The 16,377-nt window shown below is 40.1% G+C and carries 17 protein-coding genes and 3 pseudogenes; 15 read left to right on the forward strand and 5 right to left on the reverse strand.

Annotated elements, in window-relative coordinates:
• Nucleotides 1–112 precede the first annotated feature (112 nt).
• Nucleotides 113–1,444, forward strand: a complete 1,332-nt coding sequence (locus V7654_RS05730; RefSeq protein WP_335429216.1) for a CoA-disulfide reductase — start codon at nt 113–115, stop codon at nt 1,442–1,444.
• A gap of 109 nt (nt 1,445–1,553) precedes the next feature.
• On the opposite strand, the gene V7654_RS05735 is transcribed toward V7654_RS05730, so the two are convergent.
• The gene (locus tag V7654_RS05735; protein ID WP_335429218.1) at nt 1,554–2,222 is read right to left on the reverse strand and encodes a nuclease-related domain-containing protein; all 669 of its coding nucleotides are present in this window, start codon (nt 2,220–2,222) and stop codon (nt 1,554–1,556) included.
• A gap of 18 nt (nt 2,223–2,240) precedes the next feature.
• Between V7654_RS05735 and V7654_RS05740 the strand changes: the two genes are divergently transcribed.
• The 4 genes from V7654_RS05740 to V7654_RS05755 all read left to right on the forward strand — a co-directional run bounded on the left by V7654_RS05740 (nt 2,241) and on the right by V7654_RS05755 (nt 4,526).
• Complete coding sequence (locus V7654_RS05740) at nt 2,241–2,639, forward strand: group I intron-associated PD-(D/E)XK endonuclease (RefSeq protein ID WP_335429671.1); 399 nt, start codon at nt 2,241–2,243, stop codon at nt 2,637–2,639.
• Between the two features lie 67 nt (nt 2,640–2,706).
• Nucleotides 2,707–3,390, forward strand: a complete 684-nt coding sequence (locus tag V7654_RS05745) for a hypothetical protein (RefSeq protein ID WP_335429220.1) — start codon at nt 2,707–2,709, stop codon at nt 3,388–3,390.
• 9 nt (nt 3,391–3,399) lie between these two features.
• Entirely contained in the window at nt 3,400–3,702 is a 303-nt protein-coding gene (locus tag V7654_RS05750; RefSeq protein WP_335429221.1) for a hypothetical protein, read from the forward strand.
• Nucleotides 3,703–3,809: 107 nt separating this feature from the next.
• Nucleotides 3,810–4,526, forward strand: coding sequence for an endonuclease/exonuclease/phosphatase family protein (locus tag V7654_RS05755; protein ID WP_335429222.1), 717 nt, complete (start codon nt 3,810–3,812; stop codon nt 4,524–4,526).
• Between the two features lie 86 nt (nt 4,527–4,612).
• On the opposite strand, the gene V7654_RS05760 is transcribed toward V7654_RS05755, so the two are convergent.
• On the reverse strand, nt 4,613–5,017 hold the full coding sequence (locus V7654_RS05760) for a hypothetical protein (RefSeq protein ID WP_335429223.1): 405 nt from the start codon (nt 5,015–5,017) through the stop codon (nt 4,613–4,615).
• A gap of 258 nt (nt 5,018–5,275) precedes the next feature.
• Here V7654_RS05760 and V7654_RS05765 point away from each other — a divergent pair, with 258 nt between their 5' ends.
• Together V7654_RS05765 and V7654_RS05770 are read left to right on the forward strand one after the other, a co-directional pair.
• On the forward strand, nt 5,276–5,443 hold the full coding sequence (locus tag V7654_RS05765) for a hypothetical protein (RefSeq protein WP_335429225.1): 168 nt from the start codon (nt 5,276–5,278) through the stop codon (nt 5,441–5,443).
• Nucleotides 5,444–5,613: 170 nt separating this feature from the next.
• Nucleotides 5,614–6,591, forward strand: coding sequence for an aldo/keto reductase (locus tag V7654_RS05770; RefSeq protein WP_335429226.1), 978 nt, complete (start codon nt 5,614–5,616; stop codon nt 6,589–6,591).
• A gap of 71 nt (nt 6,592–6,662) precedes the next feature.
• Here the strand turns inward: V7654_RS05770 and V7654_RS05775 are convergent, their stop codons facing one another.
• Nucleotides 6,663–7,523, reverse strand: a complete 861-nt coding sequence (locus V7654_RS05775; RefSeq protein WP_335429228.1) for a TVP38/TMEM64 family protein — start codon at nt 7,521–7,523, stop codon at nt 6,663–6,665.
• Between the two features lie 301 nt (nt 7,524–7,824).
• Between V7654_RS05775 and V7654_RS05780 the strand changes: the two genes are divergently transcribed.
• Nucleotides 7,825–8,649, forward strand: a complete 825-nt coding sequence (locus V7654_RS05780) for an SGNH/GDSL hydrolase family protein (RefSeq protein ID WP_335429229.1) — start codon at nt 7,825–7,827, stop codon at nt 8,647–8,649.
• Between the two features lie 59 nt (nt 8,650–8,708).
• Nucleotides 8,709–9,694 (forward strand): annotated as a pseudogene (locus tag V7654_RS05785) (Gfo/Idh/MocA family protein).
• A gap of 380 nt (nt 9,695–10,074) precedes the next feature.
• Here V7654_RS05785 and V7654_RS05790 read toward each other — a convergent pair.
• A pseudogene (locus V7654_RS05790) lies at nt 10,075–10,245 on the reverse strand (FAD-dependent oxidoreductase); the annotation flags it as partial.
• A 275-nt stretch (nt 10,246–10,520) separates the two neighbouring features.
• Here V7654_RS05790 and V7654_RS05795 point away from each other — a divergent pair.
• From V7654_RS05795 to V7654_RS05805, 3 genes are all read left to right on the forward strand, one after another.
• Nucleotides 10,521–11,417, forward strand: coding sequence for a LysR family transcriptional regulator (locus V7654_RS05795; protein WP_335429230.1), 897 nt, complete (start codon nt 10,521–10,523; stop codon nt 11,415–11,417).
• Nucleotides 11,418–11,623: 206 nt separating this feature from the next.
• Nucleotides 11,624–12,139: an acyl-CoA thioesterase gene (locus V7654_RS05800; protein ID WP_335429231.1), complete on the forward strand. Its 516-nt coding sequence runs from the start codon at nt 11,624–11,626 to the stop codon at nt 12,137–12,139.
• Nucleotides 12,140–12,165: 26 nt separating this feature from the next.
• On the forward strand, nt 12,166–12,537 hold the full coding sequence (locus V7654_RS05805) for a hypothetical protein (protein ID WP_335429232.1): 372 nt from the start codon (nt 12,166–12,168) through the stop codon (nt 12,535–12,537).
• A 175-nt stretch (nt 12,538–12,712) separates the two neighbouring features.
• On the opposite strand, the gene V7654_RS05810 is transcribed toward V7654_RS05805, so the two are convergent.
• The gene (locus V7654_RS05810; RefSeq protein ID WP_335429233.1) at nt 12,713–12,871 is read right to left on the reverse strand and encodes a hypothetical protein; all 159 of its coding nucleotides are present in this window, start codon (nt 12,869–12,871) and stop codon (nt 12,713–12,715) included.
• Between the two features lie 483 nt (nt 12,872–13,354).
• On the opposite strand from V7654_RS05810, the gene V7654_RS23900 reads away from it, so the two are divergent.
• The 3 genes and pseudogenes from V7654_RS23900 (at nt 13,355) to V7654_RS05825 (ending at nt 16,349) form a co-directional block, all read left to right on the forward strand.
• Nucleotides 13,355–13,663 carry a manganese catalase family protein gene (locus tag V7654_RS23900; protein ID WP_438825251.1) on the forward strand — a complete coding sequence of 103 codons (309 nt, stop codon included), beginning with the start codon at nt 13,355–13,357 and terminating at the stop codon, nt 13,661–13,663.
• A 186-nt stretch (nt 13,664–13,849) separates the two neighbouring features.
• Nucleotides 13,850–14,050: pseudogene (locus tag V7654_RS05820) on the forward strand (PEP-utilizing enzyme); the annotation flags it as partial.
• Nucleotides 14,051–14,411: 361 nt separating this feature from the next.
• Nucleotides 14,412–16,349 carry a DUF2207 domain-containing protein gene (locus V7654_RS05825; RefSeq protein WP_335429234.1) on the forward strand — a complete coding sequence of 646 codons (1,938 nt, stop codon included), beginning with the start codon at nt 14,412–14,414 and terminating at the stop codon, nt 16,347–16,349.
• Nucleotides 16,350–16,377: the final 28 nt, after the last annotated feature.

Here is a 16,377-nt window from a genome sequence, read left to right on the forward strand (position 1 = left end):
TGGTTGCGACGTCAGAACCGTCCCGCTGTCGCGAAGTAACCCATATATGGATATAAATCCTAATGTTTAAAACTCAATAATAAATGGAAACACAAAGAATGGAGGGATGAAGATGAAAATACTTATTATTGGTGGGGATGCAGCGGGTATGAGTGCTGCGATGCAAATGGTGCGAAACAGCTCTGGACATGAAATAACTGTATTGGAAAAGGGAGGCGTGTATTCATATGGACAATGTGGCCTGCCTTATGTCATCAGTAGGAAGATTGAGTCCACAGATCGGTTAATCGCTCGCACTCCGTCTACTTTTAAAGAGAAATATGGCATTGATGCACGTGTGTTTCATGAAGTCCAAAAGGTAGACATAGAAAATAAAATGGTAATTGGAATAAACCATAGTAATGGTGAAACGTTTAGCCTTCCATATGACCGCCTTCTGATTGCAACTGGGGTAAGCTCGGTCATTCCAAAGTGGGAGGGTGTGACACTTCGTGGTATTTTCTCATTAAAGAACATCCCCGATGCAAAAGCAATCATGGATTATCTGGAAAGAGATATAAATAATGTGACCGTGATTGGTGGCGGATACATTGGACTTGAAATGGCCGAAAGTTTTGCGGAGCTCGGCAAGAAGGTAACGATCATTGAAAGAAATGAGCAATTAGCCAAAATATTTGATACGGACATGGCCGAACTGATTCACGAAGAAGCAGTAAAGCAAAACATTGTGTTAAAAATGGGTGAATCCGTGGAAGCATTCGGTGGAAGCGACAACGTGGAATCTGTGAAAACCGATAAAGGAGAGTATGAAACAGATTTGGTGCTAGTCGCTGTAGGTGTAAAGCCCAATACTTCCTTTTTAGAAGGAACAGGAATCAAAACCAGTGTGAATGGTGCGATCCAAGTAAATGCCTATATGCAAACCAGTATAGAGGATATCTACGCGGCAGGAGATTGTGCTACACAATATCACCGAGTAAAAGAAAAGGATGATCATGTACCATTGGGAACACATGCCAATAAGCAAGGACAAATAGCCGGATTGAACATGGTTGATGTACATAAAACGTTTAAAGGAATTGTAGGCACTTCAATTATTAAGTTTTTCGATTTAACCCTGGGGAGAACAGGGCTATCAGAAACAGAGGCAAACATGCTGAACATTCCCTGTGGCTCTGTAACCATTACAGCAACTGATATCGCTGGTTATTATCCGGATGATAAAAAAATGAAATTGAAACTTGTCTATCATAAAGAGACACATAAGGTTCTTGGCGGGCAAATTATTGGGGAAAATGGGGTCGATAAACGAATCGATGTCCTAGCAACGGCCATATTTCATTCTATGACGACCGATGAGCTGCTTGATTTAGATTTGGCGTATGCTCCCCCGTATAATGGTGTATGGGATCCTATTCAGCAGGCGGCTAGGAGAGTGAAGTAGCTGGTAACAGCATAGAAACAGAGGGACGGTTCTTGTGTCTTATAACCCTTATCCAAAGATGGATAAGGGTTATTTATATTAAATTGATTCTTAAATCGAGGGGAATTCCCTAATTAACACCCTTCTGATGCTCATAACAAAAAATCTTCCCATTGAACCTTTTACTCGATAAACAATACTCCTTCACTTTATCTGATACAGGTTTATTACAGATTGAACAGGACGAATTAGAGTTAGTGTCTGGAGTACTTGTCTTCAATGCTTGTTCATGTTCTTTTCTAACTTGAGGATCTTTTATATCTGCCTTTGAGAATGTATCGTAAATCTTTGAGATGTCACTTTCGCTCAATATAGGTTCTTTATATTGGATCTTTAATACGGAAATTTTTCGATGGATGAATTCTGACAGTTCGATATCATAAACGATAAGTTCGTTGGATGCTATTTTCCGGTAATCCAAGTCAACTTTGAAGGTAGAGCGCTTTGTGAAAGAGACGAGTGAAATAAATAGATCCTTGTACTTTGAATCAATTAAGAACGCTAATGCCTTGATATGCCCGTAGTTTTGTACAAAAGGGTTCATCATTTTGAAGGTCCCATTGACCGACCATGTTTTTCTGTCTTCCCCGCCGTAAATGGTACCTTGATAATTTTTCGTTTCAATTACAAAGATGCCATAAGGAGTTAACACCACATGGTCGACTTGTGAGTAACCTGATTTTGCTTTTGGGTTCCTGATAAGGAGGTCGCTCAAGTAGCGATTAAACCATACAACCAAACCGAAGCGATCAGCATAATATCCGATAAATTAATCAATAAAGGTTATCATGTCTCCCGTTCATCACTTAATCATTCTCCATACCATTTAATTGCGGAATCTGAAGAACGAGTTGCTAAGATATTAGTTCGTCATCTTCAGTATGACCATGCATATGATCTTTCCACGTTACCATATCAAGTGTATAAGATTGATGCTTTTGAGACAGTGGATGAACAGAAAATCGGAGTAAATGAGATTGATTTTGTCGTAGGTTATAACTTTAAAGATAATAGTTTTGCTTGTTTGGAGATTAAACATTTTAAGGATAAGAAAAGTAGAGTAGTACACCAGAAAGAAGGATTGAAATCCGAATTTTATAATTCCTGGCATGCGCTTGATGAGTTTTTAAAAGAAAAGCAGATTACTAATGGGTGAAGTGTTAATGAGCATTGAACAGGCTCAAAAGATAGAATAATAGATGAACTACAGGAGTGAAAAGAAGATGAATCGTTATTTTAAATTCGTATCAATTAGGAAAGACAAAGAGGAATGGATGTTACAAGAGCTTCAGGAAGGACGCGCGAGGTTTGGCTGGAGTAGTCCAGGCTCTGATTTAAGAATAATCAGGTCAAAAAGTAATGCTGACAGAACTCCGGAAGAAAAAGTTTTTTGGCGTTATACACAGTTTTTAATCAATAGATTAACCAAAGGGGACAGACTGATTATTCAGTTAAGCAGACCGCTGCGTAAGTTTCTTGTTGCTGAAGTGGTAGGAGATTACGGTTCGACTGATCCGCAAGAAAGCGATTTTAATCATTATGTTGAATGTAAACTTTTAACGGAAACTTTTATCAATGTGGAGTCGCAGGCGGTTTCCCAATCATTAAGGCACCATCTTTCTAAACGCGGCCAATACTATGAAATTTATGATAGAGATATTAAAAAGGAACTTGATAGTATTGTAGAAAAATCAATCCAGGGTAATGTGGAATTCTTGAAAGATAATGAGATAGAACATACCGCGGAATTTGAAGCCAAGCTTTTTGAAGAAGATGTGGTGACTCAAACATATAAGCGAATTTCAACAAAATGGCCAAGCGCATACTTTGAAAAATTCGTTGCCGATTTAAATCGTTCAACTCCAGGTCTTGAAGTAAATAAAACAGGAGATACAGGACAAGGCTGAGACCTCACAATGAGAATTCTTGACCCAATGGATGGTTCAATTTTACATGAAGAAGTTCCCGTTCAATGTAAAAACTATAATGGATCAGTAAAAACAAAAAGACCGATTGATGATTTAGAAAGATGTATAAAAAATTCAAATTCACCAATAGCATACCTATTTATTATTGGGGACTTAACAGAGGAATTTAATACTGAACTAGAAACAAGGCTTGCTCAATTAAACAATGAAAAGGGATACGTTCAATGGAAAGTCATTGGACAAGAGCAGATAGCTAAAATGTACTTGAATAGGTTGGGGACTACAGTTTAAAGAAAGAGATTTAAGTGTTTTTCAATGGTAGTGAAACACACGGACGGTTCAACTATTTTTATGAAATGGTTGAACCTTTTTAGCATAGCAAGTTAAGGAGGTTTCATATGAAGTTAATAACTTGGAATGCCTCAATGCGGTTCAGGGACAAAATTGAAAATATAATTCCATTCAATGCAGATATTTTAGTCATCCCAGAATGTGAAGCTCCAGAAAAATGGGGAGCAAGCCACCATCCTCATAAGGTAAATCAGTTTCTATGGTTGGGTGACAATCAGAACAAGGGAATCGGAATCCTGACTTTAAATGATCACTACCAAATCAAATTACATCCATCCTATAATAAGGTATTTCGTTATATCATTCCTTTAATAGTCACTGGCCAGCAAGAATTCATACTGTTTGCTGTTTGGTCTCAACTTTCAAAGAGCAAATTTGATAGTTATATAGGACAAATTTATTTGGCATTGAAATATTATGAGTCATTATTGAAGGAGCCATGTATCATTGCGGGTGACTGGAATAGCAATAAGATCTTTGACCATATCAAAAGGGTAGGTACTCACTCTGAGGTGGTTGAACTTCTAAGGAAAGAAAATATCAGAAGTGTCTATCATCAAACGTTTAATGAAGAACACGGCCTTGAAACAATGCCAACACATTATTTCAGAAAGGAAAAAGCTAGGCCCTTTCATATTGATTTTGTATTTGCATCTGAATCCTTACTTAAACAGGTAAGTAATTTCAAGATAGGGTCATTTGAAGAATGGATACGTTTGAGTGATCACATGCCTTTATTAATGGAGCTTACTGAAAATGAATAAAAGGAAGCACGGGGACGTACCCAGTGCTTCCAATGTATTTAGGAATAAAGAAGCACAAGAAACGTCCCTGTGCTTCTCCCACTGTCTCATTTTGCATTATAATGCCTAAGATTCTTAAACCACTTTTTCTTCTTCACATACTTCTCATTAAGAATGAGTACTTTCCCGTTCTCCGTAGCTGCATATTTGCGGTAAACAGTTTTATATTTTTCGAATGCGAGGTGCCCTAGGATATAAATGGGTATGGTGATGGCCATGAGTATGAGTGCATCCCTAATGAAGTGAAACTTATGGCCAACTACATAAATCGTTATGACTGCCTGGGATGCGAAAGCGACAGTCAGGGTGATCAGCACATTAAATATGTGAAAGACGAATACCTCTTTTTCCTCTCGAAACATCCGCTCCAGTTCATTTTTAAAAGTTATGGTAATGAATACAGATATCACAATGAATATAAGGGAAACAAAATACGTTAACACAGTCACCATGTTTGCTGTCCTCCTCCATGGATATCCCCTTTTTCAGTATTGTAACACAACAGTGAAGCACGGGGACGTACCTGGTGCTTCTTTGTCTATGGATGGAAGCAGGAGAAACGTCCCCGTGCTCCCACGCTGTCTTTTCTTTTACATACTTCTCCTGTTCTTGGTCAATATAAAAGGAAAATGAATGGAGATCAGGTGACTTCCCACTTAGGTGCGAGAACAGTACCCCAGTCTCCAGCCAAAAAACTCAGGAGGAAAGTTATGAAAGACAATAAAGAAAGAAATAAGAATAAGGAAAATAGAAATAATGCTCAAAATGAAGAGTTATTTGAGATAAGTGAAACTGGTTACGGGCTGGAATCGGTTGAAAAGGGTACTGATTTTGCGGAGGGAGATAGAAATACTTTTTCTAACGGTGGCGAGCTTTAAAAGAAGGAACGCAGCACGGGTTGTAAGGGGCTTAACTTTTTAAAAAGTTAAGTCCCTCTATTTTTCAAGTTGGCCCCTTGCCATATGGAAGCATAAGGTACGTCCCTATGCTTCTAGTATGGTAGAATGGCTTGCAAAGGATTTTAAGTTTACATCAGGAGGAATCTGGAATGAAAAAGCTGCCTATTAACCAAAATGGATTGAATGCTTCGGAGCTTGTTTTTGGCTGCATGGGGCTTGGGGGAAGCTGGGATCGTCAGCCGATTGAACCGGCACATGTCAAGCAGGCGCATGAAGCGGTGGAAGCTGCGCTGTCTTCAGGTATCAATATGTTTGACCATGCTGATATTTATACAAGGGGTAAGGCGGAAAAAGTTTTTGGACAGGTTTTAAAAGAGAAGCCGGGGCTTCGTGACGAAATCATCATTCAGTCAAAGTGCGGCATTCGTTTCGGAGATCAGGAATCTGGGCTGCCAGGAAGGTATGATTTTTCTAAATCGCATATTCTCGATAGTGTGGATGGAATTCTTTCCAGACTTGGAATTGAGCACCTGGATATCCTGTTATTGCACCGTCCTGATCCTTTGATGGATCCAAGCGAGGTTGGAGAAGCATTCCATCAGCTCAAGGCTTCCGGCAAGGTGCGTTCGTTCGGTGTTTCTAATATGAGTGCAGGACAAATGCGCTTGCTGCAGCACCATACGGACGAAAAAATCATGGTGAACCAATTGGAAATGAGCTTACATAAAATTGGCTGGCTCGATACTGGTGTACATGTCAATCAGGAAGCGGCACGCCAAAACACCTTCCCGGAAGGAACGCTGGAGTACTGCCAGATGGAGAATATCCAGATTCAATCGTGGGGCTCACTTGCAAAAGGGCTCTATTCAGGGAAAAACATTGAAAATGAAAGCCAAAGTGTCAAAAATACCGCAGCCCTGGTACAAAAGCTGGCAGAACAGAAACAAACCACACCAGAAGCCATCGTGCTTGCCTGGTTGATGAGGCATCCTGCAGGCATTCAGCCTGTCATCGGCACGGCAAATCCTGACCGGATCAAGTCAAGCGCAGAAGCAGTCAATGTCACTCTGACTCGTGACGAATGGTATACATTGTATGTGAGCTCACGAGGTGTTAACCTGCCTTAATGCTTTAATACAAACTTGGGGACGGTTCCAGCGTCCCCATGAAATTTTTAATACCCCTTGTCTTCCCTCTATTACAATCCACGTTGTTTGCTTAAAAGCTTCTTCGTTACAACGGTAAACCCAAAGAGGATTAAAACAATAGCTGAGAATCCGAACATCAATTGCGGTGGTGTTAAAGAAAGCCCCTCAGCCAGCTCCACTGAGTATGCAAGCAGCGTTGCAGTTAAGAATTTTGAGATCGAGGCAATGAGTAAGAACCTTTTTGGTGATACTTGCCCTATGCCTGCTCCTACACAGATGATCTCATCTGGGAGAATAGGAATGATAAACAGCAGGAACATAATCAGAGTTTCATTTTTAGAGACGTATTGTTGGTATTTTTCCAGTTGCTCCTCCTTGATGAACTTGGATATGAATTTCCTTCCCCCGTATCTGGCGGCAAAAAACATCGCTGATATCCCAAGGAGTGTTGCTGGAAAAGCAATGGCTGCTGCAACGGCGGGTCCCAATACCGCGCTCGCACCTGGGATGGTAACAGCTTCAGGGATCGGAAGGAGGATTGGCTGTGCAAAACTGATGAAAAAGAAAATATATTTCGCGGTTTGCAGATGTTCTTTTAACAAACCTTCAAATCCATACGAATCGGTAAAAACCATTACTTTTGTTACATAAAAGATTGCCAATACCAGCAGTAAAACTGCGCCTAGATAAAATAGGATTATCCTATTGATTTTCAAAAGGTGGTTCCGCTTCTTCATGACGAAAAATCCATCTGCTGCTAAAACCATGAGCAAAGCGCTTAAATAAATGATTTTAAAAAGTGGCAGCACTGTAGGCAATTGAAAAAATATAAAATATATGGACACTATGCTTATAGCGAGATGCAGGATCCATTCCTGCGCTTCAAATCTTTTTTCTCTATGTGTGAACAAGTCAATTCTCCTTTATGCCAATGTTGTTCTGATTTTTGCTTGTGTTTACATTATAGGGAAGCTGTAGGTTGGAATCGTCACGCTTAGGTTTGAAATTGCGATAGGACCTGAGGCTGATGGTGAATGAAGTGGAAAGTTACTGGCAGTCTGAAGCTTTTGCAGACACGTTTCTAATTACGAGCAGAGGACCGTTGCTGTGGCTAAAGCAATTTTTAAAAGGTAAAGGATTAACCCGGGTTTTGTTGAATATGTTTTTGACTAAACTTATACGCGAATCAATCTGTGAGAGGATCGTGGAAAATTGAGATTGTTATACTTGTTCGGAAGTATCATCATTATCCCTTTCTTGCCATTTTTATATCTACAAGGAAAAAGGGTCCGGGCCCGTACACCCGTGTTGCCAGAAGCTAATGGATGTACGGGCAGTGTTAGGCTGGAGGGAGATAGGGAGTTTCGCATCATTTTCCTGGGAGAGAGTTCAATAGCAGGTGTGGGGGTTAATCATCATGATGAGGGGTTCGCTGGTGCTTTCGCAAAAGAATTAGCAGCAAAAATGAATACGACGGTTCACTGGGAAGTGTATGCAAAAAGCGGCTATACGCTAAAAAAGGTCACTGAAAGTATCGTTCCGATGATTTCTGACCAGAAGGTTGACCTGATAGTGGTAGGCCTTGGCGCAAATGATGCCTTTACTCTGAATAATCCATGGTCCTGGCAAAAGCAATCAGAAAAGCTGGTTTCAGATTTAAGGTCTAAATTTGAGGATGTGCCCATCGTGTTTGGCAATATGCCGCCAATTAAAGACTTTCCGGCATTTCCATTGTTAATGAGAGTTTTCATCGGCAATTTGGTTGATATATTGGGAAATGAGCTGCTGACTACGGCATCAAAGTTTGATGGAGTCCATTACAGTGATGCGAAAATGAGGGTAAAGGATTGGAAAGCAAAATTTAAAGTGGAGGATGGGGCTTTTTTTAGCGATGGGGTCCATCCCTCAAAGCTCACATATGAGTTGTGGGCTAGTGAGTTATCTGCATTTGTTTGGGAGATAGAGGCCCTGAGGAAAAAGCTGTGGAACAGGGACATGTCAGGTGTCCCATCTAGTAACGGCCGATCGACCCTGTAGTAAAAATAGTAATAGGATAATGGACTAACGAGATTTGTTTTATAAGGAGAGGATTAGCGATGGGCGATAAAATAATCAAATGGGGAATTTTAGGGACAGGTTTAATAGCAAGTGTGTTCGCGAGGGATTTAGCGTTTGCTGGAAATACGGAAAAGACTGCTGTTGGTTCACGTACCAAAGAGAGTGCTGAAAAATTTGCGGAAGAGCATGGGGTTCGAGTGCTTATGGCAGCTACGAAGAACTAGTACAGGATCCGGATGTCGATGCCATTTATGTTGCTACGCCACATCCTTTTCATAAGGAAAATGTATTGGCGTGCCTTCGTGCTGGCAAGGCTGTGCTTTGCGAGAAGCCCTTTACCATAAATAGCGAAGAACTAGAAGAAATCATTCAGGTTGCAAGAGAGAAGAAGCTTTTCTTGATGGAGGCGATGTGGACACGCTTCCTGCCTCCAATTGTTAAAGCTAGGGAATGGATTGACAGTGGAAAAATTGGCGAAGTACTTTTAGTAAAAGCGGATTTTGGCTACCGTGCAGCGTGGGACCCAGAGTGGAGATTACTTAATCCCGCCCTTGGGGGAGGAGCATTGTTTGATCTAAGGATCTACCCAGTATCATTTGCCTCCATGATTTTTGGAACAAACCCAGAGAAGATCATGAGTACTGCTCACATTGGTAAAACGGGTGTTGATGAACAATTTTCGATTATAATGTCCTATCCTTCAGGAAAAACCGCCACCCTTAATGGCGCCTTACGAGTGGGTTTAACGAACGAAGCTTACATACATGGGACAGAAGGATACATTCGGATTCCATCTTTCTCCAGTGCAAAATCAGCAACCTTGTATAAGAATGGGGAAGAAGCAGAGACATTTCATGATGACAGACAATCAGCTGGTTACGTGTTTGAAATAGAAGAGGTAGGAAAATGCCTGAATCAAGGGCTTTTAGAAAGTCCCGTCATCCCGTTGGACGAATCATTAAAAATCATGAAAATGATGGACGAAATCCGAGGACAGTGGGGATTAAAATATCCAGTTGAGTGAAGCGTGGGGGCGTACCCTGTGCTCTAGTTTGTGGATAGAGGATTGTTAAAGCAAACTCATGATTTTTAAAAATTTTATATATTGAGAGATAAAGGAACTGCCTTCTGTCTCCATCTGCTTCTATAGTGAAGGGGTTTTTGATAAGGCGGTGGAAATGAAGGAAGGGGATGAGATTTTTGGTAGGGTTGACTAGATAAAATATAGAATGAATTTTAAACTCGGAAACGGTTCTTCTTTTTCATGAATTGTTAGGTAATGCAATTTCATGAAAAGCAAGAACCCTTCATTATTAGGATGATTATTTTTGTTTTGTGGGAAAAAGGATGGTTCCAGCCTGCATGTCATTTATTTTGAGACGGCGGAACCGTCCCCATGTCTCCAGAATTGATAAACCTGTTAACCGGAAGCCTGAATTGTTTTACATATTCCATTGTCAACAAATGAGTAGTGGGAATGCGCATCGCACCAGCTTCAAGATATTGCTCATCCCTAAAATCGCCCCTTATCGAATATATCCGTCCTCCAACTCTGTCAGTTGCTTCAAGAATGGTACTGCCCAGGGGCGACAGGCATAAGACTAGCGCTGATATAAAGCGCTTTTTGCCTTCCGAAGCGAAGTCCGAAAAGCGGAGCCGTCTTTAAAGAAACAAGTAAACTGGCCGACTAAAGACGCCACGTCCTCCCAAAAGCTCCTGATGAGGAAATCAGCGACTCCTATGTTAAAATAGCAGCAAACAGCCTTAATAAGTATTAGTGTTAATAATATGATTAAAAGTATGGTAATATATATTATCTTTATAAAATGTATTTTAGGGTGTTAATATCATTGGAAATTAAACATTTACAATATTTTATTGAAGTGACTCGCACTGAAAATTTTACAAATGCAGCTGAGAATTTGTTTATTACTCAGCCTGCCCTTAGTAGAATTATCAAGTCATTGGAGAATGAACTTGATACACAGCTTTTTATTCGTACAAGAAAAAAACTAATACTGACTGAAGCGGGACGTGTTCTAAAAAAACATGCATTAATAATTGAAAATCAGCTGCAGCAACTAGGTGTGGAATTAGATAAGATGGTCATGCTAAAAAAAAGGCATATCCGCATCGGTCTTCCTACGATTACCAATACCGTTTTTTTCTCCCAACTGATGGCATCGTTTCATCAAGAATATCCAGAGGTAACATTCCAATTGGAGGAAGATGGTTCGAAAGTGATTGAAGAGAGGATTGTTAATGATTTACTGGATTTTGGGGTTGTTGTTCTTCGTGAAAATGATAATAATATAGACTATTTTATGTTCGTTAAGGAGAAACTAAAACTAGCTGTACCATCGTCCCATCGTCTCGCTGGAAAACAGGAAGTGTCATTACAAGAACTTAAGGAAGAGTCATTTATTATGTTCAACCGAGAATTTGAGTTAAGAAATATTGTCATCAATGCTTGTAGAGAAGCTGGCTTTCAACCGTTTATTATTTCTGAAGCATCACAATTGGATTTTATTCAAGAAATGGTTGCTTCCAATTTAGGCATTACTTTGCTGCCGGAAAGTACATGTAAGGAATTAACAAATAATATTCACACCCTAACTGTAACCAATCCTGCAATCGAATGGAATCTAGCTATGATTTGGAAAAAGGATGAATATTTATCACAGGTTGCCAAAGAATTTATCCGATTTGCAAAAAAGAAGCTGATGACAGCTTATCCATATGATTGATAATATCAATAGGTTTCCTCTTGTTTAGAGGGAGCTTTTTTTTATTTTCAGGCTAAAGAGCGCTTACATACCATTTTGTTATGAATGTTATATATGAATTGGCATTTTATGTTTCCACTATCATCATATTATAATTATCCTTGTAAAAATCCTAATGCATAAGAGGCGGCCGCTTCAAATGTATTTTTCATATAAGGTGATAATTAATGGAAGCAAAGAAAATTAAAGATACACGTGTGATTCAAACCGACCAGGTGCTAATTAATGATTTGAATAATTATCATACATTATTTGGCGGCGTTCTAATGAAAAAGATGGATGCTTGTGCGGTGCTTTCTGCTCGCAGACATTCACGGGTAAAAGAATGCGTTACGGCATCGACTGACGGCGTTAACTTCCTCGAACCAATCCGTGTAAGTGACTCGGTCTGTATCGAATCATTTGTCTGCTATACAGGTAAAAAGTCAATGGAGATTTTCTGTAAAGTGATCGCTGAAAATCTAGAAACAGGGAGCCGAAGAATTGCGGCTACTGCTTTCTTTACCTTTGTTCCTCTGGATGAAAATAAAAGACCAATGCAAGTGCCTAGTGTTATTCCAGAAACTGAGGAAGAAATTTTTCTTTTTGAGACAGGGAAAGAACGAGAAAAAATCCGCAAGCTAAAAAGGGAACAAAACAAAGAACTTGTGTCAAAACTTACACTAGATAAACCATGGGATTAATACCAATAAAGGGGAGAGAGTGTCGTATGCTAATAGCATCAAGTTACAATCAATTAAAAAATGCGCAAACAGCGATCGAAAGCTTACATGAAATAAAACCATCTATTTATAGTAAATTTTTGAATGTCATTAAACTTACTCGTCAAATGCAGTATGGATATCAATATATGGGGTCCTTAGTTATGGATGAAAATCCAAGTGATTTCGTTCCAAACTTCCAAAATGATTATGTATTATCTGTTTATAAAAGGGAAATCGAAAAATTAAAAGCGGATAATAAATTCCCTGACTTGAAAGAATTACTGAATACGTATAAACATGTCAGCTATGAAAATATTAGCAAATTGGCATTAGGGGAAAACCCAAAAGCGTTAGTTGGTCCAATGCTTGTCCGTTAATTCTTCCATAATAAAACCGCCGGTTGGATAGTTACGGTGAACCTTATCATAAGTAGTTTTATAAACAATAAATCATCAAGAATGAAGGTCCCTCTATTTAAATAGAGGGATTTTTTTCTACCTAATGTGGACTCTTCAGAAGGCCCTTGAAGGAAAAAACCACTCAAAGTGGTTTTTAATCTCGCATTGCTCCTGCTTCTCGGGAAGTCATTGCACCTTGTCCTTCGCTTACATCTTTTTGAATTTGTTGTTTTACTTTTTGTGCATCTGTTCCGGAAAATCCCGGTTTCATAACAGAACTCATATTTCCGTTATCTTGTTGATTCTTTTTCATATAAATCCTCCTCAATTTATTGTTTTAACAGTCCTATTATTTACAAAAAGATACCCAGTATGTGCTGAGGGTTCGAGTAAGTTTTGAACCCGGCAACTAAGCACTACCAATTGTGTCGGTTCCAGGAAGAAATTAATGCTGTTTTGTTGAATCTTTATTTAACAACGGGACAAGAACAATTGAAGCGGGAAGGTGACGGGTTTTATCGGGAGGAGATGAGGATGAGGTTTTGGCTGCTTAGAAGATTGCGATAAGAATTTAATAGATTGGAGAGAAATGAACGCAAAAGGACGGGCAGTGGGGAGTGTTGCTGCCAAGTTTCCACCTTCTGATAAAGACATTCCGGCTTACCATTGCCCGGGTATCTTCACTTGGGCGGGATACGAATAGGTAAGTCGCTCGTAACCTTCACTCGCTTTGGAACAAGCGGACGGTCTAGTGTCTCATGAACAATAAAAATATGTAACTTTGTGAGACAGCAACATGATTGTGCCCGATAAACCAGACCCTCATGCCGCAAAGACCCTGCAGGAAGCCCTTGGGGGACAATTTGTCGAAATGAGAACGATGATGCAATTCTCCTTCCAGAGCGCCAATTACAGAGGTGAAGCAAAACTCGTGACCTTATTAGAGGTGAATTTTATAATAATATGTTATTTAGTGAAACAGCGGAACCGTCCCTCTGTCTTGCCTGCATTCGCATTAAAATGGCTGCTAATCCTATCAAGGATAGCAGCCACTTTTTTTATGGTAACTTTTTGGACGATATATAAATGTAGGTATATCTGCTGAACCGGACATAAGGTTACTGTATGGTAAGGGCTTGTTTTTAAAAAAATTGACCTCTTCCTAAGTTAATTATACAGATAAAAAATGGTGATTATAGACTGTTTCTTCTCATTTACTACTGCTAAAATGCAGTAGAGCTTAATAAGGTTTGTTGGAGGGATTTATATGACAGGATTTGGCCAGCAATCTACTGACCCTAGCTGGACACCATTGTTTGTATCCATTAAAGGCCTCGTCACCGAAGTTGGGGGATTGATGGCCCATGGAGCAGTAATCGCCCGAGAATACGGCTTACCAGCAGTTGTCGGAGTCGATCATGCTACCAAACTGATAAAAGATGGACAACGCATTCGCGTGCATGGAACTGATGGGTATATCGAAATAGTGTAATTGCTGGAAGCATGGGGACGTACCTTATGCTTCCTTTTTTTACTTTGCAGAAGGAAACATGGGGACGTATCTTATGCTTCTGTTTTCTCTTGGGAATCAATACTTAGAAGAGCAAAACCAAGGGAAGAAGGGACGAGGCGGGCTGGTGCATCATAGAATAAACAAAAAATTTGTGACTGCCTGGAGGGGGAGGAAGAAGCACGGGACGTATCTCGTGCTTCTTTTTTAGTTTAATTTAAAGAAGCACAAGATACGTCCCTATGCTTCACTTCCTTTTTTAGGGAATTTTTATGTATAATATTCATATTGTTTCCTATCATTCTATTAATTGAATGAACACTTCCCTAAAGGAGTTGAATTCGTGTTAAAAAAGATCGTGATTCTCTTCGTGCTCCTTTTATCGTTTGCTTCGACTGCGTTTGCGCGGTCCTATTCCATTGATGAGGTTAAAATAAGGGCATGGATTCAGCCTGATGGGGATTTGCTAATTAATGAAATCCTCACATATAACTTCGATGGGGATTACGATAGCGTCAGCAGGACGATACATAAAAAGAACCATAAAGGAATAGAGTTTTTCGAAGCCTATGAATTGGTAAACCCAGAGGCGGAGCTGGGCTCTGTGAAAATGGAAGACTTGCGCCCCCTTAAGATTTCACAAGATGACAACACCTACCGAACGGTACTGCCGGCAAGCGATGAAAAGAAATCCGTTTTCTTTATCTATGGATTAAAAGAAGCTGTAAAGTCATATGATTCCTACAGTGATCTAACTGTCCCGTTCTTTGGTACAGATACCAACCATGATGAAGATTTACAAAGGGTGACGATTGACTTTGTATTTCCAGAGGAAATCGAGCCAAATAGCTATTTTGCCTATTTCCATGATCGGCAGGGCAAGGTGACGGAAAAAGACTCTTTGGTAGTCCGTTTTACCACACCTGTGTCAGACATGTACTCCTTGACTGAGACACGTCTGCTGTTTCCTTCTTCCCTGATGTCGGAACAAACTAAGACCAAGGCACCGATGTCGTTGAAGGAAGCTATTGCTGAGGAAGAAAAATTGGCTGATAAAAATGCCTTCATGAAGAAACAGCTAAACATGCTGGAAAAAGTACTGGGTTGCCTTGCTGCTCTCCTGGCATTCGGGCTGATGGCCGTGCTTTTCAAGCGTTTCCTTAGGAAACTGAGAACCGATGATCGTCCTGATGAACTACTGCGGACAGATCCTCTTATTCTGTATATGATCCACCGAAGAGGTAAATTGGATCAATACGCCTTTCTGGCCGGGCTTTTTTCACTTGTTGAAAAAGGAAAAGCAACAGTCAGGACGGAACAAAATCCGAGGAGATTCCTGAAAGATGATGCTTCGGCCAACCAAACGCTATATTTTACTTTAACAGCTTCCGAAACCAGCTTAATGAAAGGTGAGCATCAATTGGTATCCTGGCTGTTCAAGAGGAAATCCAAAAACGGAAGTCCTGTTTTCTTCATGGGTGATATAGCAGGCGCATCCAGGCAGCAAAGAAATAATCAACAGCATCTTCACAATTACCATTTAAAGTATAAATTATTTAAGGAAAACGAGAAGCAATGGTTTGCCTGTGTTTTAGATGAGTTGAAGGAAGCAGGCATGATGAGCGATAAAATCATTCGGATGGTTGGAAGGGGCCTTATGCTGATTATCTTTATGGCCGTGCTTTATGCCTATTATCTGGATATCCATCCAGCGGCATCTATCCTTATCTATTCAATTATTGCAGGGTCTCTATTGATCATAAGCTGGATCAAACCAGCTAGAAGATTGTTCACCCAGCTATTTTTCCTGGTATCCCTAATTGCATCTCTCATGCTTTATGATGCAGAGGCACTTACCTTGCTGGTCATCACTATTGTCCTTTCGGGCTTACTGTTCATACTGATGCCCCTGATGACCTTATCAGGAGAAGCAATCACCCTCCAGCCAGTAATACAGGCTTTTATTAAACAGCTTAAATCAGAGAGAGTCCCAGACAAAATTACTAGCCAATCGGATCAATGGACGATTCGCTCTCTCCTTTTAAAGCCAAAACGCAAAACCAAGGCACAAAATAAAGAATTCTTAAGCGAAGAAACAACCGCAGCACCTTTGACCTATTTGGTTGGATCCGGACAGAATCCCGTAGAATTCCTTGCAAATACCTGGAAATGGAGCCTGCCTCCAGGAAGCAGCTCTTCATCATCTGATTCAGGCTTCAGCGGCTATTCAGGAGGAGATAGCGGAGGAGGCAGTGACGGAGGAGGAGCCAGTGCGGATTAATAGCCTACTATTTTACAAATTATATAGA

The sequence above is a fragment of the Bacillus sp. JJ1609 genome, assembly GCF_036967045.1.
Taxonomy (GTDB): domain Bacteria; phylum Bacillota; class Bacilli; order Bacillales; family Cytobacillaceae; genus Mesobacillus.